Annotated in this window: 21 protein-coding genes; 16 read left to right on the top strand and 5 right to left on the bottom strand. The window is 36.4% G+C overall.

Annotation, left to right across the window (positions count from 1 at the left end; all coding sequences use genetic code 11):
- The first annotated feature begins 3 nt into the window (after positions 1-3).
- From V7138_RS07025 to V7138_RS07000, 6 genes are all read left to right on the top strand, one after another.
- A complete protein-coding gene (locus V7138_RS07025) occupies positions 4-288 on the top strand; it encodes a EutN/CcmL family microcompartment protein (RefSeq protein ID WP_335395371.1) in 285 nt (94 codons plus the stop codon).
- Positions 281-613, top strand: coding sequence for a BMC domain-containing protein (locus V7138_RS07020; RefSeq protein ID WP_438824324.1), 333 nt, complete (start codon positions 281-283; stop codon positions 611-613). Before V7138_RS07025 ends, V7138_RS07020 begins: the two co-directional genes overlap by 8 nt.
- A 26-nt stretch (positions 614-639) precedes the next feature.
- On the top strand, positions 640-1,575 hold the full coding sequence (gene mdh, locus V7138_RS07015) for a malate dehydrogenase (protein WP_335395367.1): 936 nt from the start codon (positions 640-642) through the stop codon (positions 1,573-1,575).
- Between the two features lie 176 nt (positions 1,576-1,751).
- The gene (locus V7138_RS07010; RefSeq protein WP_335395364.1) at positions 1,752-3,353 is read left to right on the top strand and encodes an APC family permease; all 1,602 of its coding nucleotides are present in this window, start codon (positions 1,752-1,754) and stop codon (positions 3,351-3,353) included.
- Positions 3,354-3,393: 40 nt separating this feature from the next.
- On the top strand, positions 3,394-4,326 hold the full coding sequence (locus V7138_RS07005) for a metallophosphoesterase family protein (protein ID WP_335395363.1): 933 nt from the start codon (positions 3,394-3,396) through the stop codon (positions 4,324-4,326).
- A gap of 30 nt (positions 4,327-4,356) precedes the next feature.
- Positions 4,357-5,256: an acetamidase/formamidase family protein gene (locus V7138_RS07000; RefSeq protein WP_335395361.1), complete on the top strand. Its 900-nt coding sequence runs from the start codon at positions 4,357-4,359 to the stop codon at positions 5,254-5,256.
- Positions 5,257-5,428: 172 nt separating this feature from the next.
- Here the strand turns inward: V7138_RS07000 and V7138_RS06995 are convergent, their stop codons facing one another.
- Both V7138_RS06995 and V7138_RS06990 read right to left on the bottom strand, forming a co-directional pair.
- Entirely contained in the window at positions 5,429-5,575 is a 147-nt protein-coding gene (locus V7138_RS06995) for a hypothetical protein (RefSeq protein ID WP_335395358.1), read from the bottom strand.
- Positions 5,576-5,623: 48 nt separating this feature from the next.
- Positions 5,624-7,162 (bottom strand): LysM peptidoglycan-binding domain-containing protein, encoded by a 1,539-nt coding sequence (locus V7138_RS06990; RefSeq protein ID WP_335395355.1) that lies wholly within the window; start codon positions 7,160-7,162, stop codon positions 5,624-5,626.
- Positions 7,163-7,477: 315 nt separating this feature from the next.
- Here V7138_RS06990 and V7138_RS06985 point away from each other — a divergent pair, with 315 nt between their 5' ends.
- Positions 7,478-8,476 (top strand): S8 family peptidase, encoded by a 999-nt coding sequence (locus V7138_RS06985; protein ID WP_335395354.1) that lies wholly within the window; start codon positions 7,478-7,480, stop codon positions 8,474-8,476.
- Positions 8,477-8,796: 320 nt separating this feature from the next.
- On the top strand, positions 8,797-9,444 hold the full coding sequence (locus tag V7138_RS06980; RefSeq protein ID WP_335395546.1) for a 2OG-Fe(II) oxygenase: 648 nt from the start codon (positions 8,797-8,799) through the stop codon (positions 9,442-9,444).
- A 120-nt stretch (positions 9,445-9,564) separates the two neighbouring features.
- Here the strand turns inward: V7138_RS06980 and katG are convergent, their stop codons facing one another.
- Positions 9,565-11,781 (bottom strand): catalase/peroxidase HPI, encoded by a 2,217-nt coding sequence (gene katG / locus V7138_RS06975; protein WP_335395351.1) that lies wholly within the window; start codon positions 11,779-11,781, stop codon positions 9,565-9,567.
- A 378-nt stretch (positions 11,782-12,159) separates the two neighbouring features.
- On the opposite strand from katG, the gene V7138_RS06970 reads away from it, so the two are divergent.
- From V7138_RS06970 to V7138_RS06940, 7 genes are all read left to right on the top strand, one after another.
- Positions 12,160-12,603: an SRPBCC family protein gene (locus tag V7138_RS06970; protein ID WP_335395348.1), complete on the top strand. Its 444-nt coding sequence runs from the start codon at positions 12,160-12,162 to the stop codon at positions 12,601-12,603.
- Between the two features lie 527 nt (positions 12,604-13,130).
- A complete protein-coding gene (locus V7138_RS06965; protein WP_335395346.1) occupies positions 13,131-14,231 on the top strand; it encodes a BMP family lipoprotein in 1,101 nt (366 codons plus the stop codon).
- Positions 14,232-14,636: 405 nt separating this feature from the next.
- Positions 14,637-15,047 (top strand): GNAT family N-acetyltransferase, encoded by a 411-nt coding sequence (locus V7138_RS06960; protein WP_335395344.1) that lies wholly within the window; start codon positions 14,637-14,639, stop codon positions 15,045-15,047.
- 191 nt (positions 15,048-15,238) lie between these two features.
- Positions 15,239-15,694, top strand: coding sequence for a GNAT family N-acetyltransferase (locus V7138_RS06955; protein WP_335395543.1), 456 nt, complete (start codon positions 15,239-15,241; stop codon positions 15,692-15,694).
- An 86-nt stretch (positions 15,695-15,780) separates the two neighbouring features.
- Positions 15,781-16,203, top strand: coding sequence for an NUDIX hydrolase (locus tag V7138_RS06950; RefSeq protein ID WP_335395342.1), 423 nt, complete (start codon positions 15,781-15,783; stop codon positions 16,201-16,203).
- Between the two features lie 128 nt (positions 16,204-16,331).
- Entirely contained in the window at positions 16,332-16,835 is a 504-nt protein-coding gene (locus tag V7138_RS06945; protein WP_335395339.1) for a GNAT family N-acetyltransferase, read from the top strand.
- A gap of 448 nt (positions 16,836-17,283) precedes the next feature.
- Positions 17,284-17,670 carry a VOC family protein gene (locus V7138_RS06940; RefSeq protein ID WP_335395337.1) on the top strand — a complete coding sequence of 129 codons (387 nt, stop codon included), beginning with the start codon at positions 17,284-17,286 and terminating at the stop codon, positions 17,668-17,670.
- A gap of 141 nt (positions 17,671-17,811) precedes the next feature.
- Here V7138_RS06940 and V7138_RS06935 read toward each other — a convergent pair whose 3' ends face one another.
- Together V7138_RS06935 and V7138_RS06930 are read right to left on the bottom strand one after the other, a co-directional pair.
- Positions 17,812-18,591, bottom strand: a complete 780-nt coding sequence (locus V7138_RS06935; RefSeq protein ID WP_335395335.1) for a PhzF family phenazine biosynthesis protein — start codon at positions 18,589-18,591, stop codon at positions 17,812-17,814.
- A gap of 53 nt (positions 18,592-18,644) precedes the next feature.
- The gene (locus tag V7138_RS06930) at positions 18,645-19,268 is read right to left on the bottom strand and encodes a LysE family translocator (protein ID WP_335395334.1); all 624 of its coding nucleotides are present in this window, start codon (positions 19,266-19,268) and stop codon (positions 18,645-18,647) included.
- A gap of 450 nt (positions 19,269-19,718) precedes the next feature.
- Here V7138_RS06930 and V7138_RS06925 point away from each other — a divergent pair, with 450 nt between their 5' ends.
- Positions 19,719-20,291: an RND transporter gene (locus V7138_RS06925; protein ID WP_335395331.1), complete on the top strand. Its 573-nt coding sequence runs from the start codon at positions 19,719-19,721 to the stop codon at positions 20,289-20,291.
- The last annotated feature ends 299 nt before the right edge of the window (positions 20,292-20,590 follow it).

Raw genomic sequence — 20,590 nt, 5'->3', positions numbered from 1 at the left:
ATCATGGTCATTGGTACAGTGATTGGGAACATATGGGCAACGCGTAAGGAGGAAAATTTAACTGGTCTAAAATTTTTAGTGGTTCAGCCTGAACGTTTAGTTAAAAACAACCCCCTGCAACCGGCATTTATTGCAGTCGATCGAATTGGTGCTGGATTAGGTGATCGAGTGATGGTGACAAAAGGTACCCCAGCTTCTTATGTTGAAAATGCAAATATTCCTATTGACGCCCTAATTATCGGAATAATCGATGCCATAGAAAAAGGAAGAGGTGAGGAATTTGACTAAAGCGTTAGGGATGATTGAAACAAGGGGACTAGCAACATCCATTGAGGTTGCAGATGCAATGTTAAAGAATGCAAATGTTAGACTTGTCAATCAGTCTATGGTTGATGCAGCACTCGTTACGATTTTAGTGGAGGGTGATGTTAGTGCCGTTCAGGCGGCAGTTGAATCAGGTACAAAGATTGCAGAACGTACTGGAGCACTGATTTCTTCAAATGTGATTCCACATCCTGATAATAGTATTCGACCATTGGTTGCAAAGATTGACAAGGAGATTGGGAAGGATAAAGACCCTTCGATAACAGATAAACCTAACATTCTAGAATAAGCTCATTCTGGAAGGAGGAAAGTGGCGTGTCCTTCAAGCGGAAGAAATTTGCAGTCATTGGAGCAGGAAATACGGGAACTACAATTGCACTCATGATTGCGCAAAAGGATCTAGGCGATATTGTCCTACTTGATATCCCATCTATGGAAAACCCAACAAAAGGAAAAGCTTTAGATATCCAGGAAGCGGGCCCTATTGAAAAATTTAACTCTACTATTTTCGGAAGTAGTCATTATAAGGACATTGCCAATTCTGATCTTGTGATTGTAACGGCAGGGTTTGCACGGAAGCCTGGAATGTCAAGGGATGACCTAGTCACTATAAATGCGAAAATTATTATAGAAGTTTCTGAACAAATTAAGAAGTATGCTCCAAATAGTTACATTTTAGTATTAAGTAACCCGGTAGATGTGATGTCTTTTGTGTGCTATAAATCTACAGGTTTTCCAAAAAATAGAGTAATCGGTCAGTCAGGTGTTCTTGATACAGCAAGGTTTAATACTTTTGTTGCCCAAGAGTTAAATATTTCGGTAGAAGATGTATCTAGTTTCGTTCTCGGTGGTCATGGGGATACCATGGTGCCCTTAATAAGATATTCATATGCGGGCGGAATACCATTAGAAAAAATCCTTCCAGAAGAAAAAATTTCTGAAATCGTTGAGCGAACGCGTAATGGTGGAGGAGAGGTTGTAAAATTACTAGGGAATGGGAGTGCTTATTTTGCACCTGCAGCTTCAATTGTTCAAATGTTGGATGCAATCGTGAACGATAAAAAACGAATTCTCCCTTCGATTGCTTATTTAGAAGGTGAGTATGGACACCATGGAATATACCTTGGTGTTCCAACAATACTGGGGGGAAATGGAATTGAAAGTATTATAGAATTACCCCTTTCTGATGAAGAAAGGGGAGCACTTGATACTTCTGCAAGATCCGTGAACAAGCTTTTGCAACTATTATAAAAAAGCTTCAATTTTTTTTCGTTACTATTTTTTGAATTTTTGGACAATATCCTTCCTTATTCCTATAAAGGAGGTGAATATATCGAAATAAAAAATGTGAACCCTCATGTATTTTTGTATTGGCGTAGTGGTCTCTTGGGTCATATGAATAAACCTCAAGAAAGAAAGGTGAGAAGATGTCAAAAACTGGTCTTGCGTTGTTTGAACAGAAATCAACTGGCGGTATTGCACGACAGATTAGTCCAATTGATACGATGATTTACTCAGCAGCTAATCCTGGTCTAATGTTTGCTCTTGTGTATATAATGTGGGCACCATTTTTATATCCTGGGGCACATATGGTTTGGGCAATTGTAACAGTTTCACAAATGTTTGTTATTGCAGGTCTTTATTGGCTACTGTCCGTTTCGATGCCTAGATCAGGAGGTGAATACATTTATATTAGTCGTATTCTTCATCCTTCAATAGGATTAATGGCAAGTTTTATGATAACCTTTACTTCAATTTCATGGACAGGGATTTTGTTAAATTGGATTATTAAATGGTCCATCGTAGAGTTCTTCTACTCAATGTCGGTTATCAAAGGAAATGATCCAACCTGGTTGGGGTATGCGGAATTTTTTGACAGTAACTATATGCATGCAATTCTCGGAACCGCCCTACTTTTATTCATCTATTTCATCTACTACAAGGGAACAAAGTGGATGGTGCGGCTTGCCTATTTAACTTTAGGGGCAACTCTTGTTGGAGCATTAGTCTTTATAATCGCAAACCTTATAACAGGGCAAGGAACCTTTGCTGCCAACTTTACGGAACTTACAGGATTAAATTACGACGACGTTATCAAAATCGCTGCACAAGATGGCTATACGACTGAGTTTCTTGTAGGTGCCACGATTATGGCAGGGTCCACTTATATCATTTTGAATACACTTGGTTCAACCTTTGGAGCAAATCTGGCAGGAGAAGTACGTAACGTTCAAAAGTCTCAGTTGCTTGCATTATTTGGCTCTCTAACAATTCTAATGGTCATTTGGGCTGTTTTCTATGGAATGACATATGTAAACTTTGGAGATATTTGGTCAAACAGTTTATATTATCTATACAATGCAGGACATGAGGCATATCCATTTGAAGGCTATGATCCATTTATCACAATCATGATTGGGGTCATGACAAAGAGTCCAATTTTTGTGTTCTTAATTGCCATATGTTTTGCCATCGCAACGTTCGGTTCAGCAGCTGGTTTAGGTTTTGGTCCATCAAGAAACTTCGTTGCTTGGTCATTTGATCGACTAATTCCAAAGAAGTTTATGGAACTTAATCCAAAGACAAATTCACCAACCTATGCTTTAAGAACCGTTATTATTGGTGCTTGGTTTTTCCTAATGCTTGATATCTTTGTTCCTGCTTGGACGGCAAATATTGCATACACAATTTTCACTTGGTTTTTGGCATGGATTTTCTTAGGGATTGCTGGAATCTTATTTTCAACTAAGAAGAAAATATTATTTAATTCATCACCTCCAATCGTAAAAACGAAGTTCTTAGGCGTTCACTTGGTAACAATTCTAGGTTGGTTAACATTAGCGATTAGTGTTTCCATTTGTTACTATCTCTTGATTCCATTCTTTAGAGGAGATTTACCATTTACAATGATCGTCGTATCACTATTGTTAATGTGTATTCCGATCATTATCTATTTTGTCATGAAGCGTTCGAATGCGAAAAAAGGAATAGATATCGATATTCAATTCCAAGAAATACCTTCTGATTGAGTTAATTTCTCTTATATAAATAATGAGTGGGGTGAGGACAGTGAAGATATTTTATGCAGCCGACATACATGGTGCTGAAACAGCTTTCAGGAAATTCACAAATGCTGGAAAGTTTTACAAGGCACAATTAATGATCTTCGGAGGTGACTTTACCGGAAAAATGGTAGTCCCAATCGTTGAAAAATCTGGAGTTTATACATGTAAATATTATGGATCAAAAGTTAAGGTGAAAAATATCAAAGAACTTCCGGATCTAAAAAAAAATTTACGGGATGCGGGGTTTTATCCAATTGTAATAACTGAAGATGAACTAAATCAGTTAAACGAACAAGACGCAGAAAGAATAATTAAGGAATTGCAAATCGAGGTTCTGAAACAATGGGTTGCTTTAGCTGATGAAAGATTTAAAGCAGCTAACATTCCTTGTATTATGATCCCTGGAAGTGTAGATGATTTCTATATAGATGAAATTCTTAACTCAGGTAGTTTTGTAGAAAATGGTGATGGAAGAATCATAGAATACAATGGAATTGAAATCCTCTCAATTGGAGGAGGAAAACCGAGTGTATTTAAGTATCCTCGTGAATTTACAGAGGAGGAACTCGCATTAAAAATTAATACACTTGCATCACAAGTGAAGGATATGAGTAAATGTATTTTTAACATCCATATCCCACCATATGATACGGATTTAGACCAAGGGACCCAGTATGATAAAGACTTAAAGCCAGTGTTAGATGGTGACTCATTAGCAACGGGTCCTACTGGTAGTAAAGCCGTACGGGAAGCAATTGAAAGGTATCAACCACTACTTTCTTTACATGGTCATGTGCATGAAAGTCGAGGTGTTGCAACTATTGGCCGGACAATTTGTATTAATGCTGGTACGGACTACGATCAAGGAATGTTAAGGGGAGCCTTAATTGATATTAATAGTGATGGAACGGTCGCTTATACTTTAACAGCTGGATAATAAGAAAAAAGAAGAAGGAGTTTTACAAAAATGGAGTATATATCTAAAGAACATGCAGTCCTAAAGATGTCTCCCAAAAATTCACCAGTAAAAAGAGTTGAATCTGGTAGTACAGTCGTATTTGAAACGTTAGATTGCTTTAGCAATCTTATCCAGCGGGAGGACCAGCCATTCAGTTCAGTAGGATGGGATAAGATTAATCCTGCAACAGGACCTCTCTATGTTGAAGGATCTGAAAGGGGAGACATCTTAAAGGTTGAAATAATAGATATTGAGATTGAAAAAAAGGGTGTTATGACAACGGCACCGAATTTAGGAGTTTTAGGTGATATTGTTACGGGAGAAACGACTAAAATTATTCCAATTCAAGATGGGAAAGCAATCTTTAATGATGAAATCCATATACCTATTAAACCAATGATTGGTGTAATCGGGACATCTCCAGAAACAGAGGAAATTCCGACTGGAACACCTGGTGCGCACGGAGGAAACATGGATTGTAAAAAAATCATAAAAGGTTCAACACTTTATCTTCCCGTTAATGTTCCAGGTGCTCTATTATCAATGGGTGACTTACATGCAGTAATGGCAGATGGTGAAATTGTAATTTGCGGTCTTGAAATCCCCGGTAAGGTAACGGTTAAAGTGAGTGTAATCAAAGACAACTCCCTTCCTTTACCAATGCTGCAAAGTGACGATAAGATTATTACCATTGCATCTGCTAAAGACTTAGATGAGGCCGCAAAGTTGGCTACCATCCAAATGCATACCTTCATTGTAGAGAAATTAGGATTGGAGGTTGATGAAGCGGGAATGCTGTTATCACTTGTGGGAGATCTAAAAATTTGTCAAGTTGTTGATCCGTTAATGACAGCAAGGATGGAATTTCCAAAATCAATTGTCGATAAATATGAATATAAGTTGCCGTAATCAAATATAAAAATTCTAGAGTGCGTGTCCCCGGTATGTTCAAGGAATACTTTGCATGGGGACATTCACTCTTTATTTGTATATGAATTTGTTGTTGAACCTGTTGAATAATCTTTTGCGCGTTTTGTAGTTTGCTTTTAAAGTTCATCGCAGTTTTTTCTTATTAAATGTGCTATTCTTCATTTTTGCTATACCTAGAGGTATTTTTCTTTGGAGTTTCAGAAGTTTTAGAAGCTGGTATTGAATGACTTCTTTCTGTATTTGTGTCCCAGATACTAAACTCAATCCTATTTTGTGATTCGTTATTATTTTTAGACATCTTTTGCCTCCTTAAAATATTCGGATCGCTACCTTATTGTGTATTATTTTAAAAAGCAAACACATGGTTCCCGATAGTGGTTGAAACTGTGCGGCTTCTTAGATAAGAGCTTGAAGTTTTATCAGGATTGTAAAAAAAGAGTGCTCCATTTGTAGGATCGTCACCATTCATTGCTCGTTTGGCTGCTTCGATGTGTTGTTTATTAGGTGTGGCTGTATTGATTGCACCTGTTTCTGCTGGAGTAAATTGATAATACCCATTGCTTTTTTCAAATAAAACTTCTTTCACAGTATTCGGAAATAAAGGGCTTTTTACCCGATTCATTATAACAGCACCAACTGCAATTTGTCCTTCAAGTGATTCACCTCTTGCTTCACTATAGATCATTTTTGCCAGCCACTCGACATCTTCTTCGTTATATGCTGACTTTTGTTCTTTAGTAAATGAAGGGGTAGGAGATGCCGACTTACCGCTAGATGGAATGGACAACTCCTGTCCAACCTCTAATAAATTTGATGACAAATTATTGGCATTCTTGATCGCATCCACCGATATACCATTGCGCTTCGCAATAGTGTACAATGTATCTCCAGGTCTGACTTGATGAGTATTATCATCACTTTGAATTTGTGTAGATGTACCTCCATTAGGGATTGTTAATGTTTGTCCGAGTTGTAAAAAATCTGAAGATAGATTATTTGCTTTCTTGATTCCATCTACCGTAGTACCATTGTGTGTAGCAATACTGTATAACGTATCTCCGGAAACGACTTGATAGGTAGTTGTAGCAGTTTGAGTTGGTGTCAATGTACTACCAATAGGAATTACTAACGTCTGCCCGACCTGTAAAATGTTCGAAGATAAACCATTAGCCTTTATAATTGCATCAACCGTTGTTCCATTACGGGTTGCAATGCTGTACAACGTATCTCCAGATGCAACTTGGTATGTACTTTGGGTTGGAGAAGATGTTTCTCCAGAAGGAATGGTCAATGTTTGTCCAACACTTAATAAATCCGAAGACAATTGATTGATCTTCTTGATTGCATCAACCGAAGTACCATAACGCTGAGCTATACTATACAACGTGTCCCCAGAAACGACTTGATGAGTATTATGAATTAGAACGGAACTCACACCAGTAGGAATCGTTAATAGCTGCCCAATTTGTAATACATCAGAGGATAAATGATTAGCTTCCTTAATAGCATTAACTGATGTACCGTGCCGCTGGGCAATACTAAAAAGTGTATCTCCAGCCGATACCTTATAATTTAAAGAATCAGTCTGTGAATGTGTAACTGTATTTTTAGCTGCAGCCGCTTTTTGTGAAGGCATAGCGCCAATACCTAGTACTGATAACAACATCCCACCAGCCATAATTTTACAGGTCTTAATCTTTAATAAAGGTAATTTTCTTTTGATAAAGCTAATCGCTTCATTTGTTATATTGGACTCATTCATTTTTGTGAGCGAGCCTAATTCTGCAGAAAATTCTGTTGTATTTTCATTAAGAAATAAGATGACTTCAATTCCATGTTCGGTTTCATTTATTTTATAATGAGTAAAAGTCTCTATGGTACTCACCCTCCACTTTTCTTTTTACTATTCCCATACATTTCATTTTTACAATCATAAAAAAGAGGTCTAACCTGACAAGTAAGACAGTCAATGGAATAAGGCAAATAATGAGAAAAAAGTCTGTTTTCAAGTTTAGGACAAACTATTCATTTTCATAATTTTCAGTCTATATTATTGTTAAAGTCTTCTTAGGTTGCTATAATGAAACAAACCTTCCCCTATAGTTGAAGGTTGGCCAATTAGTTAACAACAAATCAAGACTAGACAGAAGGGAATAAGGGTAATTCGTTTTGAAAATTGATTTGAAGGAGGAAAACCATCGTGAAAAATCAAGTCAAATTATTACCGTTTACCATTCAGTCAGTTGTGGATCAAACACAAGAAATACCAGAGGGAGTTCAATTGGTACAGGCCCCTTCATTATGGGATGAAAGCAATCAGGGTGAAGGGATTGTTATTGCTGTCATTGATACAGGAATTGACACGTCTCATCCAGATTTAAAGGATCGAATTATAGCAGGACGTAATTTTACAACGGATTATCAGGGTGACCCTGATGTATTTGAGGATAATAACGGACATGGTACTCATGTATCTGGTACAATAGCTGCCACTCTAAATAATAATGGTGTTGTTGGTATTGCTCCAAAAGCCCAAATTTTAAGCTTAAAGGCATTAACGGGAGAAGGGGCAGGAAATTATGATTGGATTATCAAGGCCATTCACTATGCAGTCGAATGGCGTGGTTCTAAAGACGAAAAAGTTCGTGTGATTTCCATGTCACTAGGCGGACCCGAAGACGTGTCCGAATTACATGAGGCGATTCAACATGCCGTTGACCAAAATATATCTGTAGTAGTTGCAGCAGGGAATGAAGGGGATTCCCAAGAGGATACGTTTGAGTATGCTTATCCTGGTGCATATAACGAAGTGATTTCGGTAGGAGCCGTGGATATGGATTTGCAACTTGCTCCTTTTTCTAACTCTCATACAGAAATTGATCTTGTTGCACCTGGGGTCGAAGTCATTTCAACCTATCCAGATAAGAAATATGCAAAACTAACTGGTACATCCATGGCGGCTCCGCATGTAGCGGGTGCGATAGCATTAATCGTCAATTTAAGTGAAAAAGAATTTGATCGAACACTTAGTGAAGCAGAGGTATACGCACAGCTCATTAGACGAACGGTACCGCTAGGAAACAGAAAAAGCGCGGAAGGAAATGGATTCTTACAACTTGACATTGTTGAAAAATTACGTGATATGATTCAAAATTCGAGTATGAGTGCTAGTAATCCTATTACAATTCCAAATAAATAAGGTGAAACAGGATACTGTCCATGATATAAAATCCTAGATGCAAATTCTTATTTGTATCTAGGATTTTTACTTTTAATATTTTCGTAAAAAAACAACTCCGAAATAAAAAATGACATTTTTTTCAAAAAATAATAGAAAAATGGGCTTTCAGGGTGTAAAATAAAAAATGCAAACTTTCAGTCAAGCTATGTAAGCGTTGGCTTTCATTCTGAAAACAGGAGGAACCTAAGGACAAAAAACTACTATTTAATTGCTTTCTGTTATAAATCAATCCATTAATTTTTAATTTAAATGATTGAAGAGGATGATGAAAGTTGACAATGGATGCTACAGATTTACCGATAAAAGAGCCAACGATTTTTAATCATGTTGGCAATAAAATTATTACTGAGGATCGAATTATAAACATTATCGCTAGATTGGAAGAACCATTAGTTGTCATATTAGGAAATGTGTTGAGTGATGAAGAATGTGATGAGTTAATGAGATTATCTAAGGATAGAATGCATCGATCAAAAATTAGTAATGCATATGTAGATAACATGAGAACGGGCAGTAGTGCATTTTTAGACGATAATGAAAATGTAATTGTCAATAGAATCGAAACACGAATCTCACAGATTATGAATATACCAACTGAATATGGAGAAGGGCTGCAAATATTAAATTATAAGATTGGGCAAGAATATAAAGCCCATTTTGACTTTTTCAATTCTTCCAATAAGGTAATTAACAACCCTAGAATTAGTACACTTGTCATGTATCTAAGCGATGTAGAGCAGGGTGGGGAAACGTATTTTCCAAAGCTTCATTTTTCAGTATCTCCACAAAAGGGGATGGCCGTGTATTTTGAATACTTCTATAATGACGAAACCTTAAATGAACGTACCTTACATGGTGGGGCACCTGTTATTGTAGGTGATAAATGGGCTGCAACACAATGGATGAGAAGAAAAAGAGTTAAATAGACTGGAAACAATAATACAAAAAATAAATAAAACATCTTCCGACTTGGAAGATGTTTTATTTTATACTGGGATTCTATCCGGTGGAAGGGATCTACCAGGTTAGATGCCGTTATTATATAATTATTTACTTGCTAGTTGCGCTTTCTTTGTTTCAACCATTTCAAGGTCAAAGCGATCCGCGTTCATTACTTTCACCCATGCAGCAATAAAGTCACGCACAAACTTTTCTTTGTTATCATGTTGAGCGTACACTTCTGCAAGGGAACGGAGAACAGAGTTTGAACCGAAAACAAGGTCCACTCTTGTTGCTGTACGTACGACCTCACCTGTTTTGCGGTCCCGGCCTTCATAGACGTTTTCTCCTACAGGCTTCCATTGCACGCCCATGTCTAGCAAGTTCACAAAGAAATCATTCGTGAGTTGACCTACACGATCCGTAAACACGCCGTGATTTGACCCACCGTAGTTTGTACCTAGGACACGCATTCCACCAATAAGAACTGTCATTTCCGGCGCAGTAAGCCCTAAGAGTTGTGCTTTATCAACGAGTAGCTCTTCTGGACTCACACTAAACTGATTCTTTTGATAGTTGCGGAAACCATCAGCTATAGGCTCTAGTACGTCAAAGCTTTCTACATCCGTTTGCTCCGGTGTTGCATCTCCACGACCAGGAGCAAATGGAACTGTTACATCAAAGCCAGCGTCTTGTGCAGCTTTTTCGATTGCAGCGCTTCCTCCTAGTACAATCAAATCAGCCAAGCTGATATCGACTTCTATATCTTTTTGAATACCTTCTAATACTTGGAGTACCTGTGCAAGTTGTTCTGGTTCGTTTACCTCCCAATCCTTCTGTGGAGCCATGCGGATACGAGCACCGTTTGCACCACCTCGGTGGTCTGAGCCACGGTACGTACTAGCAGAAGCCCAAGCTGTTGTAACGAGCTTACTGACTGTAAGACCAGAGTCTAAAATTTTTGCTTTAATCTCAGAAATTTCAGCATCTGTTAAATCATAATTACCAGCTGGTACAGGGTCCTGCCAGACGAAATCTTCTTCTGGAACTTCTGGACCAAGATATCTCGATTTAGGGCCCATGTCGCGGTGTAATAGCTTGAACCATGCACGTGCAAATGCATCTGCAAATTCGTCTGGATTCTGATGGAAACGACGTGCAATTTTCTCGTATTCCGGGTCATGTCGTATTGCCATATCTGCAGTAGTCATCATTGTTGGAACTTTGATAGATGGATCTTCTACATCTGGTGCAAGATGCTCTTCAGCAGGATCTACAATAAGCCATTGCCATGCGCCTGCAGGACTCTTTGTTAACCACCACTCATATCCAAACAAGAGATCAAAGTAACCATTATCCCACTGCGTCGGATTAGCTGTCCAGGCACCTTCAATACCGCTACCGATAGTGTCACGGCCAAACCCTTTCCCATAAGAACTTTGCCAACCTAAGCCCTGCGCTTCAATCGGAGCAGCCTCTGGCTCTGGCCCAACATGAGAAGCATCTCCTGCACCATGTGCCTTTCCGAAAGTATGTCCTCCAGCGATAAGTGCAACTGTTTCCTCATCATTCATACCCATCCGTGCAAAGGTTTCACGTATGTCTTTTGCACTTGCAATCGGATCTGGCTTTCCATTTGGACCTTCGGGGTTCACATAAATTAGCCCCATTTGAACAGCAGCAAGCGGGTTTTCAAGGTCGCGTTCGCCCGTATAACGATTATCACCGAGCCATTCGGTTTCAGTTCCCCAATAGATGTCCTCTTCTGGATGCCAAATATCTGGACGTCCTGCTCCAAATCCAATTGTTGGTCCACCCATATCTTCAATGGCAACATTACCTGCTAGGACAAGTAAATCAGCCCATGAGATTTTATTTCCATACTTTTGCTTAATCGGCCAAAGGAGTCGTCGTGCTCGATCAAGTAAAACGTTGTCAGGCCAGCTATTTAATGGTGCAAAACGTTGGTTACCAGTTCCACCGCCACCTCGACCATCTCCAATACGGTATGTACCAGCAGCATGCCAGGACATACGAATAAACATTGGCCCATAATGCCCATAGTCTGCAGGGTACCAGTCTTGACTGTCTTTCATTAAATCGCGAAGATCTTGCTTAAGAGCATCGTAATCTAATTTTTTAAATTCTTCTGCGTAATCAAAGTCCTCTCCCATAGGATTAGATTTTCGGTCATGTTGATGGAGAATATTCAAGTTTAATGCATTTGGCCACCAGTCGCGAGTCGTATTACCACTTGATTTACTGCTAATAGCACCCCCGTGAAACGGGCATCCTCCAATGTTTTCATTGCCTTTAGTATCCATTTTTAAATCTCTCCTTCTGTGAAAATTTAGTAATTTATACATCTAGTTTATTTAGAAACTAGGATGATCATAATGTTTTTTGAATATTACATAGAAGAAGGACTGAGTTGATAGAAATATAGACTTTGATAAATACAGAGCATCAGGTCCATTATATTAAGCTGCTTATTAAATTATGATAGATGCATGAAACTAAACAAATGAAGTATAGTCATGGAGGAACGAAAAATTATGTAAGGAACACTTAGAAGAATAGTTGTTTTTGAAGTTTAGTTTAAAAGTTATAATATTTTATATATTACCATTATAGTGAAAACGAGGAATATAAATCAAGTTTGATGCACACTTACCTGTATAATGATATGGAGGAACGTGAAAATGCCTGAAATAAACCATAAAACCTATATTAAAGTACCGTTAGAAGAAGTGTATAAAACATTATCAACGTCTCAAGGGTGGAATGCTTGGTTTACAGATAAAACGTCTTTAGAAATATACCCAGACGGAACCGGAGAAATTAAATTGATTTGCACCGATTTTGGTAGTGAAAACATTGACATAGAAGATGGAGGTAAAATCGTACAGGCAATACCAAACAAGAGATTTGTTTTTAGATGGTTACCTGGTGAACAGAATTCAACCGTAACTTTTACACTTGAGCCTTATAAAGACGGAACATTAGTGGTTCTTAATGAGACCGGCTACACCGATTCTGAAAAAGACATAAAAGCATGTATTGGATGTGCAGTAGGCTGGGGAGAAGCATTAACACTTCTTAAAATATACTTAGAGCATGGAATTGTGTATAAACAGGATTTATAGTTCTGGTCTGTGAAGACTTAAAACCAATTTATTAATCAAGACGCTTCCATGTTTATATCCACTATAAAGTGAGTTCTTGGAAAGGGATCATCTAATGATGGTCTTTTTTTTGAAAAACACTTGGAATATTATGTTAAAATTTAGCTATAAAGTATTAGGAGGATCATTCATAATAGGTCTTTAAATGTTGGCAGTCTAGTGCTTGGTTTACTGGCTTGGATTCTTCCGTTTCCTATAAGTGGTTCTAAAGTCCTTGATGTAACCGTTCTTCTTTTCGTTATGGTCGTATTAAATGTAATCACACTGTTTATATATCATGACAGAAAAATTCAGTGATTTTTTTACTGTTTTGCGAGTCGATTTAAGAAGGATTAAAGCACTTTTTGTCGAATATATTGTTGGTGGAAAGGTAAGTCCGTATAAATCGTGGATTAGCCATTGGGTTCCAAATGAAAAAGGAGGTGGTTACCAGAAAAATAGTCTTGCAAATTACTTGCTAATATACAAAAAATTTAGGGGGTTTTTAAATGTTTAAAAAGAAGTTTGCTATGGGTCTTGCATCATTACTTGCTGCGAGTACTTTACTTGCTGGGTGTGGTACTGATGATAAGGAAAATGGCGGAGAAAATGTTAAAAAGTCAGATCTAAAAGTTGGTATGGTTACTGACGCGGGTACAATTGATGATAAATCATTCAACCAAGGTACTTGGGAAGGTATTTTAGCAGCGAAAGAGGAGTTAGGGATTCAAGAAAAATACCTAAAGCCAGCAGGTGAAGTTGAGGCTGAGTATTTAAAAGAGATTGGAAATCTTTATGATGCAGGCTACAAGTTCATTGTTACACCTGGTTTTAAATTCGAAACAGCGATATACCAAGCGCAATCAAAATATGAAGATGCTAAATTTGTTATTTTAGACGGTAATCCACATAAAGGAGATTTTGTTCCAGAAGTAGCTGATAATACTGTTTCAATTTTCTTTGCGGAACATGAATCTGGATTTTTGGCGGGAGTTGCTACAGCTTTAGAATTAAAAGAGGCTGAAGCTGGATTTATTGGTGGAATGGAAATTCCTGCTGTTCAAAAGTTTAATTGGGGATTCCAACAAGGTCTTAAGTATGCGAATGAAAATTTAGGCACGAATGTAAATATTAAACAAGAAAATGTTCTTTATCAAGGTTCGTTTGATGACGTTGCTGCTGGCGGACAAATTGCTGCTCAAATGTATAATAAGGGAGTTAATGTAATTTTTGCTGCAGCTGGTGGTGTTGGTGTTGGGGCGATCAACGAAGCAAAACAGCGTGCTTCAAAAGGTGAAGAGGTTTGGATTGTTGGTGTTGACGTGGATCAATATGCAGATGGTTTAAATGAAGATGGTAAATCTATCATTTTAACATCAGCTATGAAGAATTTGGCGCATGCTACACAAGAGTTAATTCAACAAGAGTTAGATGGAAAATTCCCAGGTGGAGAAACACTTACGTATAGTGTTGAAAATGATGGTGTTGGTATCCCTGAAGAAAACCCTAACCTAAGTGAAGAGACAATTACGAAAGTGAAAGAGGTTTATGAAAAAATAAAATCAGGTGAAATTGAAGTTTCAGATGAACAAGGCGACTTATTTAAGTAAAAAATTTTCATGGCGATCGTATTGTCCTAATGGGCAAGAGGGTCGGTTTTAAGAAAGACAAGGATATGTAAAATAGTTACTGGAGGTGCAATTAGGATACTAACTAGCACCTCCAGTTTTATTTTAGTCAATATCCATAATACTCAAATTGAGCACTCTGTTTATCATGTGTTCAAATTTTTTCACTTCTTATTTTATTTGCTTGCTCCCTAAACCACTTCGTTTCAGCAATCCAACCCCTGTTCTCTTTTAAAAAAGAAAAGCTGAAAAGTAAGCAGGAATTTGATGAGTTGTGTTGAAATAGTAAGTATATCCATTTACAGCAATTAACAGAAAAGGGGGCATAAGACAGTGGATAAATTATGGAAAAACCTCTTCAAGTAAAATATTGAGGAGGAAAATTAAATGACAATTATCTATAAACATAGTAAAAATATTAATATAGAGCAAGTAGAAAGATTATATAATGATGTACAGTGGTATGCCTACACCCAGGATTTAGAAACTCTCCAACAAGCAATATCGCAGTCCTTAGATGTTATATCCGCCTGGAATAGAGATGAATTAGTAGGGTTAATTCGTGTTGTTGGCGATGGGCTTACAATTCTTTATATCCAAGATATACTTGTGTTAAATGCTTATCAAAATCAAGGTATTGCTACTCAACTTATGGAACAAATTCTGAAGAAATATCAAAAAGTTCGCCAAAAAGTTTTATTAACAGAAGAAGCTCCTGATGTCAGACATTTTTATGAAAAGAATGGTCTCGAATCTTGTGATCAGGGTTCATTAGTAGCTTTTGCAAAGTTAAATTAATGAGATTCATTCAATAATCAAAATAGTAACATTCTGAGTTGCACCTATAATAAGGTGCAACGTTTTTACTTTTTGACCTTATAATTCTACGGATTGTAACTGTTTCCTTTGATCTTACTAGGATTTGTATGATTTTTATTCCACAGTAATAATGGTGGCTATAATTATTGAGGGGTGTTTCCTTGATTAACATGATTGACATTCGTAATAGAAGAAACGCTGAAGACGTTTTAAATATTCAAATCCCATCATATATGGTAGAGGCTGAAATAATTGGTTCATTTGAAATTCCACCTTTAAAGGATACAGTAAATACTTTACAACAAAGCGGAGAAACATTCTTTGGTTATTATGAAAATGATGAATTATGTGGAGTAGTCTCTATTAAATTGGATGATAAAATTGTTGATATACATAGGTTCTTTGTGCATCCAAACCATTTTAGAAAAGGAATTGGAAAATCGCTTTTAAACTTCATTGAAGCAAAGTTTAAGGTTGACACTCTAAAAGTAGCAACAGGTTCAAAAAATACTCCAGCAATTAACTTTTATAAAAAAAATGGATTTCAACAGATTAAGGAAGTCAAAGTTAATGAACAACTAACCTTATCGTATTTTGAAAAGCTATTATTAACCTCTTGCTTCTAAGTATTGAAGATAGAGAGTTTGATATGAAGGTATACATGAGACTCCAATAATACGATTTATTTTTTATCAACAGGAAGGTGCTTAAAATGACAAATCCAAATAAAATAGTTGTTGCACTAAAAGGTGTAATTGTGAATGATGGAAAAGTTTTGATCGTTCAAAGGGCAAAAGACGATGAAATAGGCGGAGGAACTTGGGAATGTGTTGGGGGAAAAATAGAGTTCGGTGAAAATTTAGAAACGGCACTTTTACGTGAAATTAAAGAAGAAGTAGGTTTATCTGTTACAGTTGAGAAAATTTTATATGCAACTACATTTAAAACCGCCCCAACAAGACAAGTTGTTATATTGACTTATCAATGTAACAGTACTAGTAAAGACGTTGTTTTATCGAATGAACACTCAAATTACAAATGGGCAACTAAGGACCAATTAAGATTACTATTATCCCAAGAAATAATAAATGATTTTGAAAAGAACAATGTTTTCTCTATAGAAATATTAAAATGACATATAAAAAAGAAACATTATTTGGGGATATATTAATACAAAAAGTCTTATCCATTATAATGCAAATTCCAAAGAATGATTCAAATTATGTGTGAAAATTTTAGGAGATAAAAATTGGAGGGATCAAGGTGGTAAGGGTTGTAAAAATAGATAAAGACCAACACTTATTGGTCACAATCGATCGTCTTTATAGAGAAGTGTGGAATCAGTCCATCATCGAACGTTTGAAAAAACACATAAATTATGACGGATTTAGGGGATATATATTGAAATCAGATAATGAGGAAATTCTTGGTTTTTCCTATGGATACTCATCACAAGCAGGACAATATTATCACGATTTACTTGCAAATGAGCTTGGTCCAATCGAGTATGAAAAATGGCTTCAAGATTGTTTTGAGTTTGTTGAATTAGCTGTGCATCCAAAACATAGAAACCAGGGTAACGGAACAAGGCTCATTCATGAATTACTAAAGGAAGTAACGAATAAAACCGCTGTACTAACTACTCAAGTAAATAATAGCTCTGCACGTAATTTGTACCATAGATTGGAATGGGTAGTTGTTAAAGAACCATTTATACCAAACAAAAACGATTTTCCATATGTGATTATGGGTAAGGCTTTACAATAAAACTTACTCACTAAGGTAGAATTAATTTTGTTAGTGTTAGAGGGGGATTCTGGAATGGATTGGTTATAGGCATGGTTTGCGTTTTCCCTTGCTGCGAGGAGCCTTTTATAACTCGTATGAGGTAAAAAAAGAAAATAAAAAGTTGAGAGAAAGAATTGAAAGTTTGGAAGAGGAAATTTTTAAATAATTTCAGCAAACGAGCGGTAATGACCTAAAGACTTATTAAACTAATTATCTCTTTTCGAAAATAATATTAAACATTTTTCTCGTGTTAAGAATGTAAATGATTATAAGGAGAGATGACTATTTATAAATGTCTCGATTTTGAACTGCAAATAAAAAGTGTTAAGATATGTTTGTAATAGAATTTCTTACAATTTATGAGTAGTTTTGATATCAAAATCTTAGACAAATTATACATAAGAAGGTTTATTGGAGGTAAAAAAGTATGAAAATCATTGTTACCAGTTTATTCGTAGAAGATCAAGATAAAGCACTGGCGTTTTATTCTGAAAAACTAGGCTTTGTAAAGAAACATGATGTTCCCATGGGCGAATTTAGGTGGATAACGCTGGTTTCCCGCGAGGATCCAGAAGGTCCGGAGCTTTTACTCGAACCAAATGTACATCCAGCTGCACAAGATTATCAAAAGAAGATCTTTACTGAAGGGATACCAGCAACCATGTTTGGTGTTACAGATGTTCACCAAGAGTACGAACGATTAAAGAAACTTGGTGTAATATTTACCAAAGAGCCGACAAATGCGGGTGCAGTCACAATAGCTGTTCTCGACGATACATGCGGTAACCTTATTCAAATCGCTCATAATAATTAATATCTAAACTGAAGGAACTCTGCATTTATTTTTTTGTTTAATTTCAATAGATTGAGATCAATTACATTTACCCTGTCCTATAATTAGAACAGGGCTATATGTGTAAGGAAGAAATTTAAAAATGTAGATCTCACAGCACAGCTATTTAACATTTATTTCTCCGATTAAATAGATGGCTGCTTTTCCGGCTATTTTTACCCGTGTGTCCTCATACTTACAATAGAGTGTGCCGCCTCTGTCGGATAAATGTCGAGCGACCATTTCACGTTTTTGTAGTTTTTCTGCCCAGTATGGTATTAAACCGCAGTGTGCAGAACCACATACTGGGTCTTCATTTACTTTTAATTTTGGGAAAAATGCTCTTGAAACAAAATCAACCTCTTTTGACTTTGCAGTTATTATTACTCCAAGTCCCTCTGGCAATTGTTCAAGTTTTGAAAAGTCAGGGCGAAAATTTTTAACTGCTTCTACTGAATCTAGTACAAATAGGAAATCTCTATTCAGATAAGAATCGACTGGTGTGGTTCCCAAAGCATCAATGATCTGTTCAGTAAGAGGAATCTGTTTTGAAGGAACAGTTGGGAAATCCAGTTCATACAAATCATCAGTCTTATTTACAATTAATTGACCACTCATCGTCTCAAATTGGACGGTTTCTAATTGTTTTTCATAATAGTTCATAATCACAAAGGCCGTCGCCAATGTTGCGTGTCCACAAAGGTTAACTTCTCCTCCAGGTGTAAACCATCTAAGCTTGTAGCTTTCAGCACCTTTTACAGCAAATGCCGTTTCGGAAAGATTGTTTTCCATCGCAATCTTTTGCATCGTTTCATCAGATGGCCATTCCTCCATAACACAAACACCAGCGGGATTTCCCTCGAACACTTTTTCTGCAAATGCATCAACTACATAATATTTCATCATTTTGCCTCCTAGATTAATAGCACGAAACTATTTATTAAATTATAAAACAATCATTTCTCGCTAAAGATAATTTTTAGTCCAATGAGGGTGAATAGTGACCCTTGAATATAGTTAATTTTCTTAGAGAGGGTTGGATTTTTACGTATGAAGTTACCAACTTTCCCAGCAAAGATACTGATTAAAGAAAAAATCACTAAAGTCTGGACTAGAAATAGAAGACCGTAAACAAGCATTTGAATCGAAACCTGTCCACTTTCATAATTAATAAACTGTGGGAAGAAAGCTAGGAAAAACAAAGATACTTTTGGATTTAATAGGTTCATAATAACCCCTTTTTTGTATAAAGATTTGTAGTCTAATATGTCCGCGCTATTTAGGGTTAAACTTGAAGCTTTTTCTCGGAAAGATTTAACTGCTAAGAATAATAAATATGCAGCTCCTGCATATTTTACGACAGTGAACGCAAAAGCGGACTTGTAAATCACCGCTGAAATTCCTATTGTCGCAGCTGAAATATGTACCAACAATCCTGTGCAAAGCCCAAGTGTCGTAAAGATCCCTGCATTTTTGCCTTTAGCTATACTCTGTGCTAGAGTGAATAAATTATCTGGCCCTGGCATAATCGTAAGTACAATTGCAGCACCTAAAAAAGATATGACAGTTATATAATCCACGTATCTCCCTCCAATATATTAAGGATAAATTTAACATACCTCTATTAAACTAGCATATCAAGTGTAGTAAAAAAGATGGAAAAGAAATGGATAATAAACAAGGGAAATATGACACTTTTGTTGAATAGGTACATATTAGATTATAAGGAGATGGAAGCTTGGAGAGTCTTATGCAATTAGCTATACCCCTGATTGTGCCGTTATTCGTTTATGCTTTGATCTTTTATTTTTTATTTATGAATTTCAAAAAAAATAACAACAAAGTAGGGATTACTATTTTAGTTTTCTTATCTGTGATCCTTTTTTTTCTAATTATAATGGGTGTATATAGCTTTTACTTTCCGGAACCAGCAACTACGTAAACGGGATGCTTAGATAATGTATTTCTTGTTTAAAATGGGGGTTTGATAGGTAGAACCAATAATCTACATTGAACTGAGGGGAGATCAAATGAACAAAAAAGATTACATGAGAGCAATAAACTGGACTATTTTCATTCTTGTAATACTCATGGCGGTTATTACAAGTTATACTACACTTTATGATCTTAACCATCAACCTAGCTTAGTTGAGGATGCGGGGTCTAGTATAGGATTCCGATGGGGTTCACTTCATATTATTATCTCGATTGTCATACTAATAAGTTCTGCTTTATTAGCCAAAGGCTGGAAACGCTTATTTCCGTATAACGTTCCGATTGCAATCATCTTGGTTGGTTTTTGCTATGTATTTTTTCTTACATTTACGATTGGATGGGTTGGTGCACTAGGCATGCTTGGTTTCGTTATTGCTTTTCTAATAGGCGTAATATTAATCAAATCGTATTCTGTTGCAAATCAGATTGAACGAAGGAAGACTATTGGTAAATTTTGGGTTATGCTTGTCCGAAAACATGTTCTTAATAAATACATAAAAATCATAACTCATTTTGCATATTTGCTAACCTACATAATTCACAGCAAAGATTCACAAACATGCTTGTTGATATCCTTTAATCACCCTCCTTCAACTATTCTATGTTAATGGATAAGACCATGACATTAAAATTGCCCCTACTTTTTAAATAATTTTATCCACAGGGACAATGTGACACTGACCCACAGTTCTGAAAAGAACAAAATAAAGGTGCAATTAGGAAACTAATTTGCCCCTTTATTTTGTTTTACGACTACTTCACAAATATAATTTGACTTTTAACAAAAGGAAGTGCCCTTATAAGTGTACATATTAGAGAAACCACAATTTCCCTTCATTATTGAAATATTCTTGCACAAAGAAGTATATAATGAAACTATGTATTCGAACGAACAGAAAAATAAGGT

Origin of the sequence: Bacillus sp. JJ1533, from assembly GCF_036965045.1 — a bacterium.
Lineage (GTDB): Bacteria > Bacillota > Bacilli > Bacillales > Bacillaceae_L > Ferdinandcohnia.
Note: the sequence above shows the minus strand (reverse complement) of the source record. Positions and strands in the feature narration are given on the sequence as shown.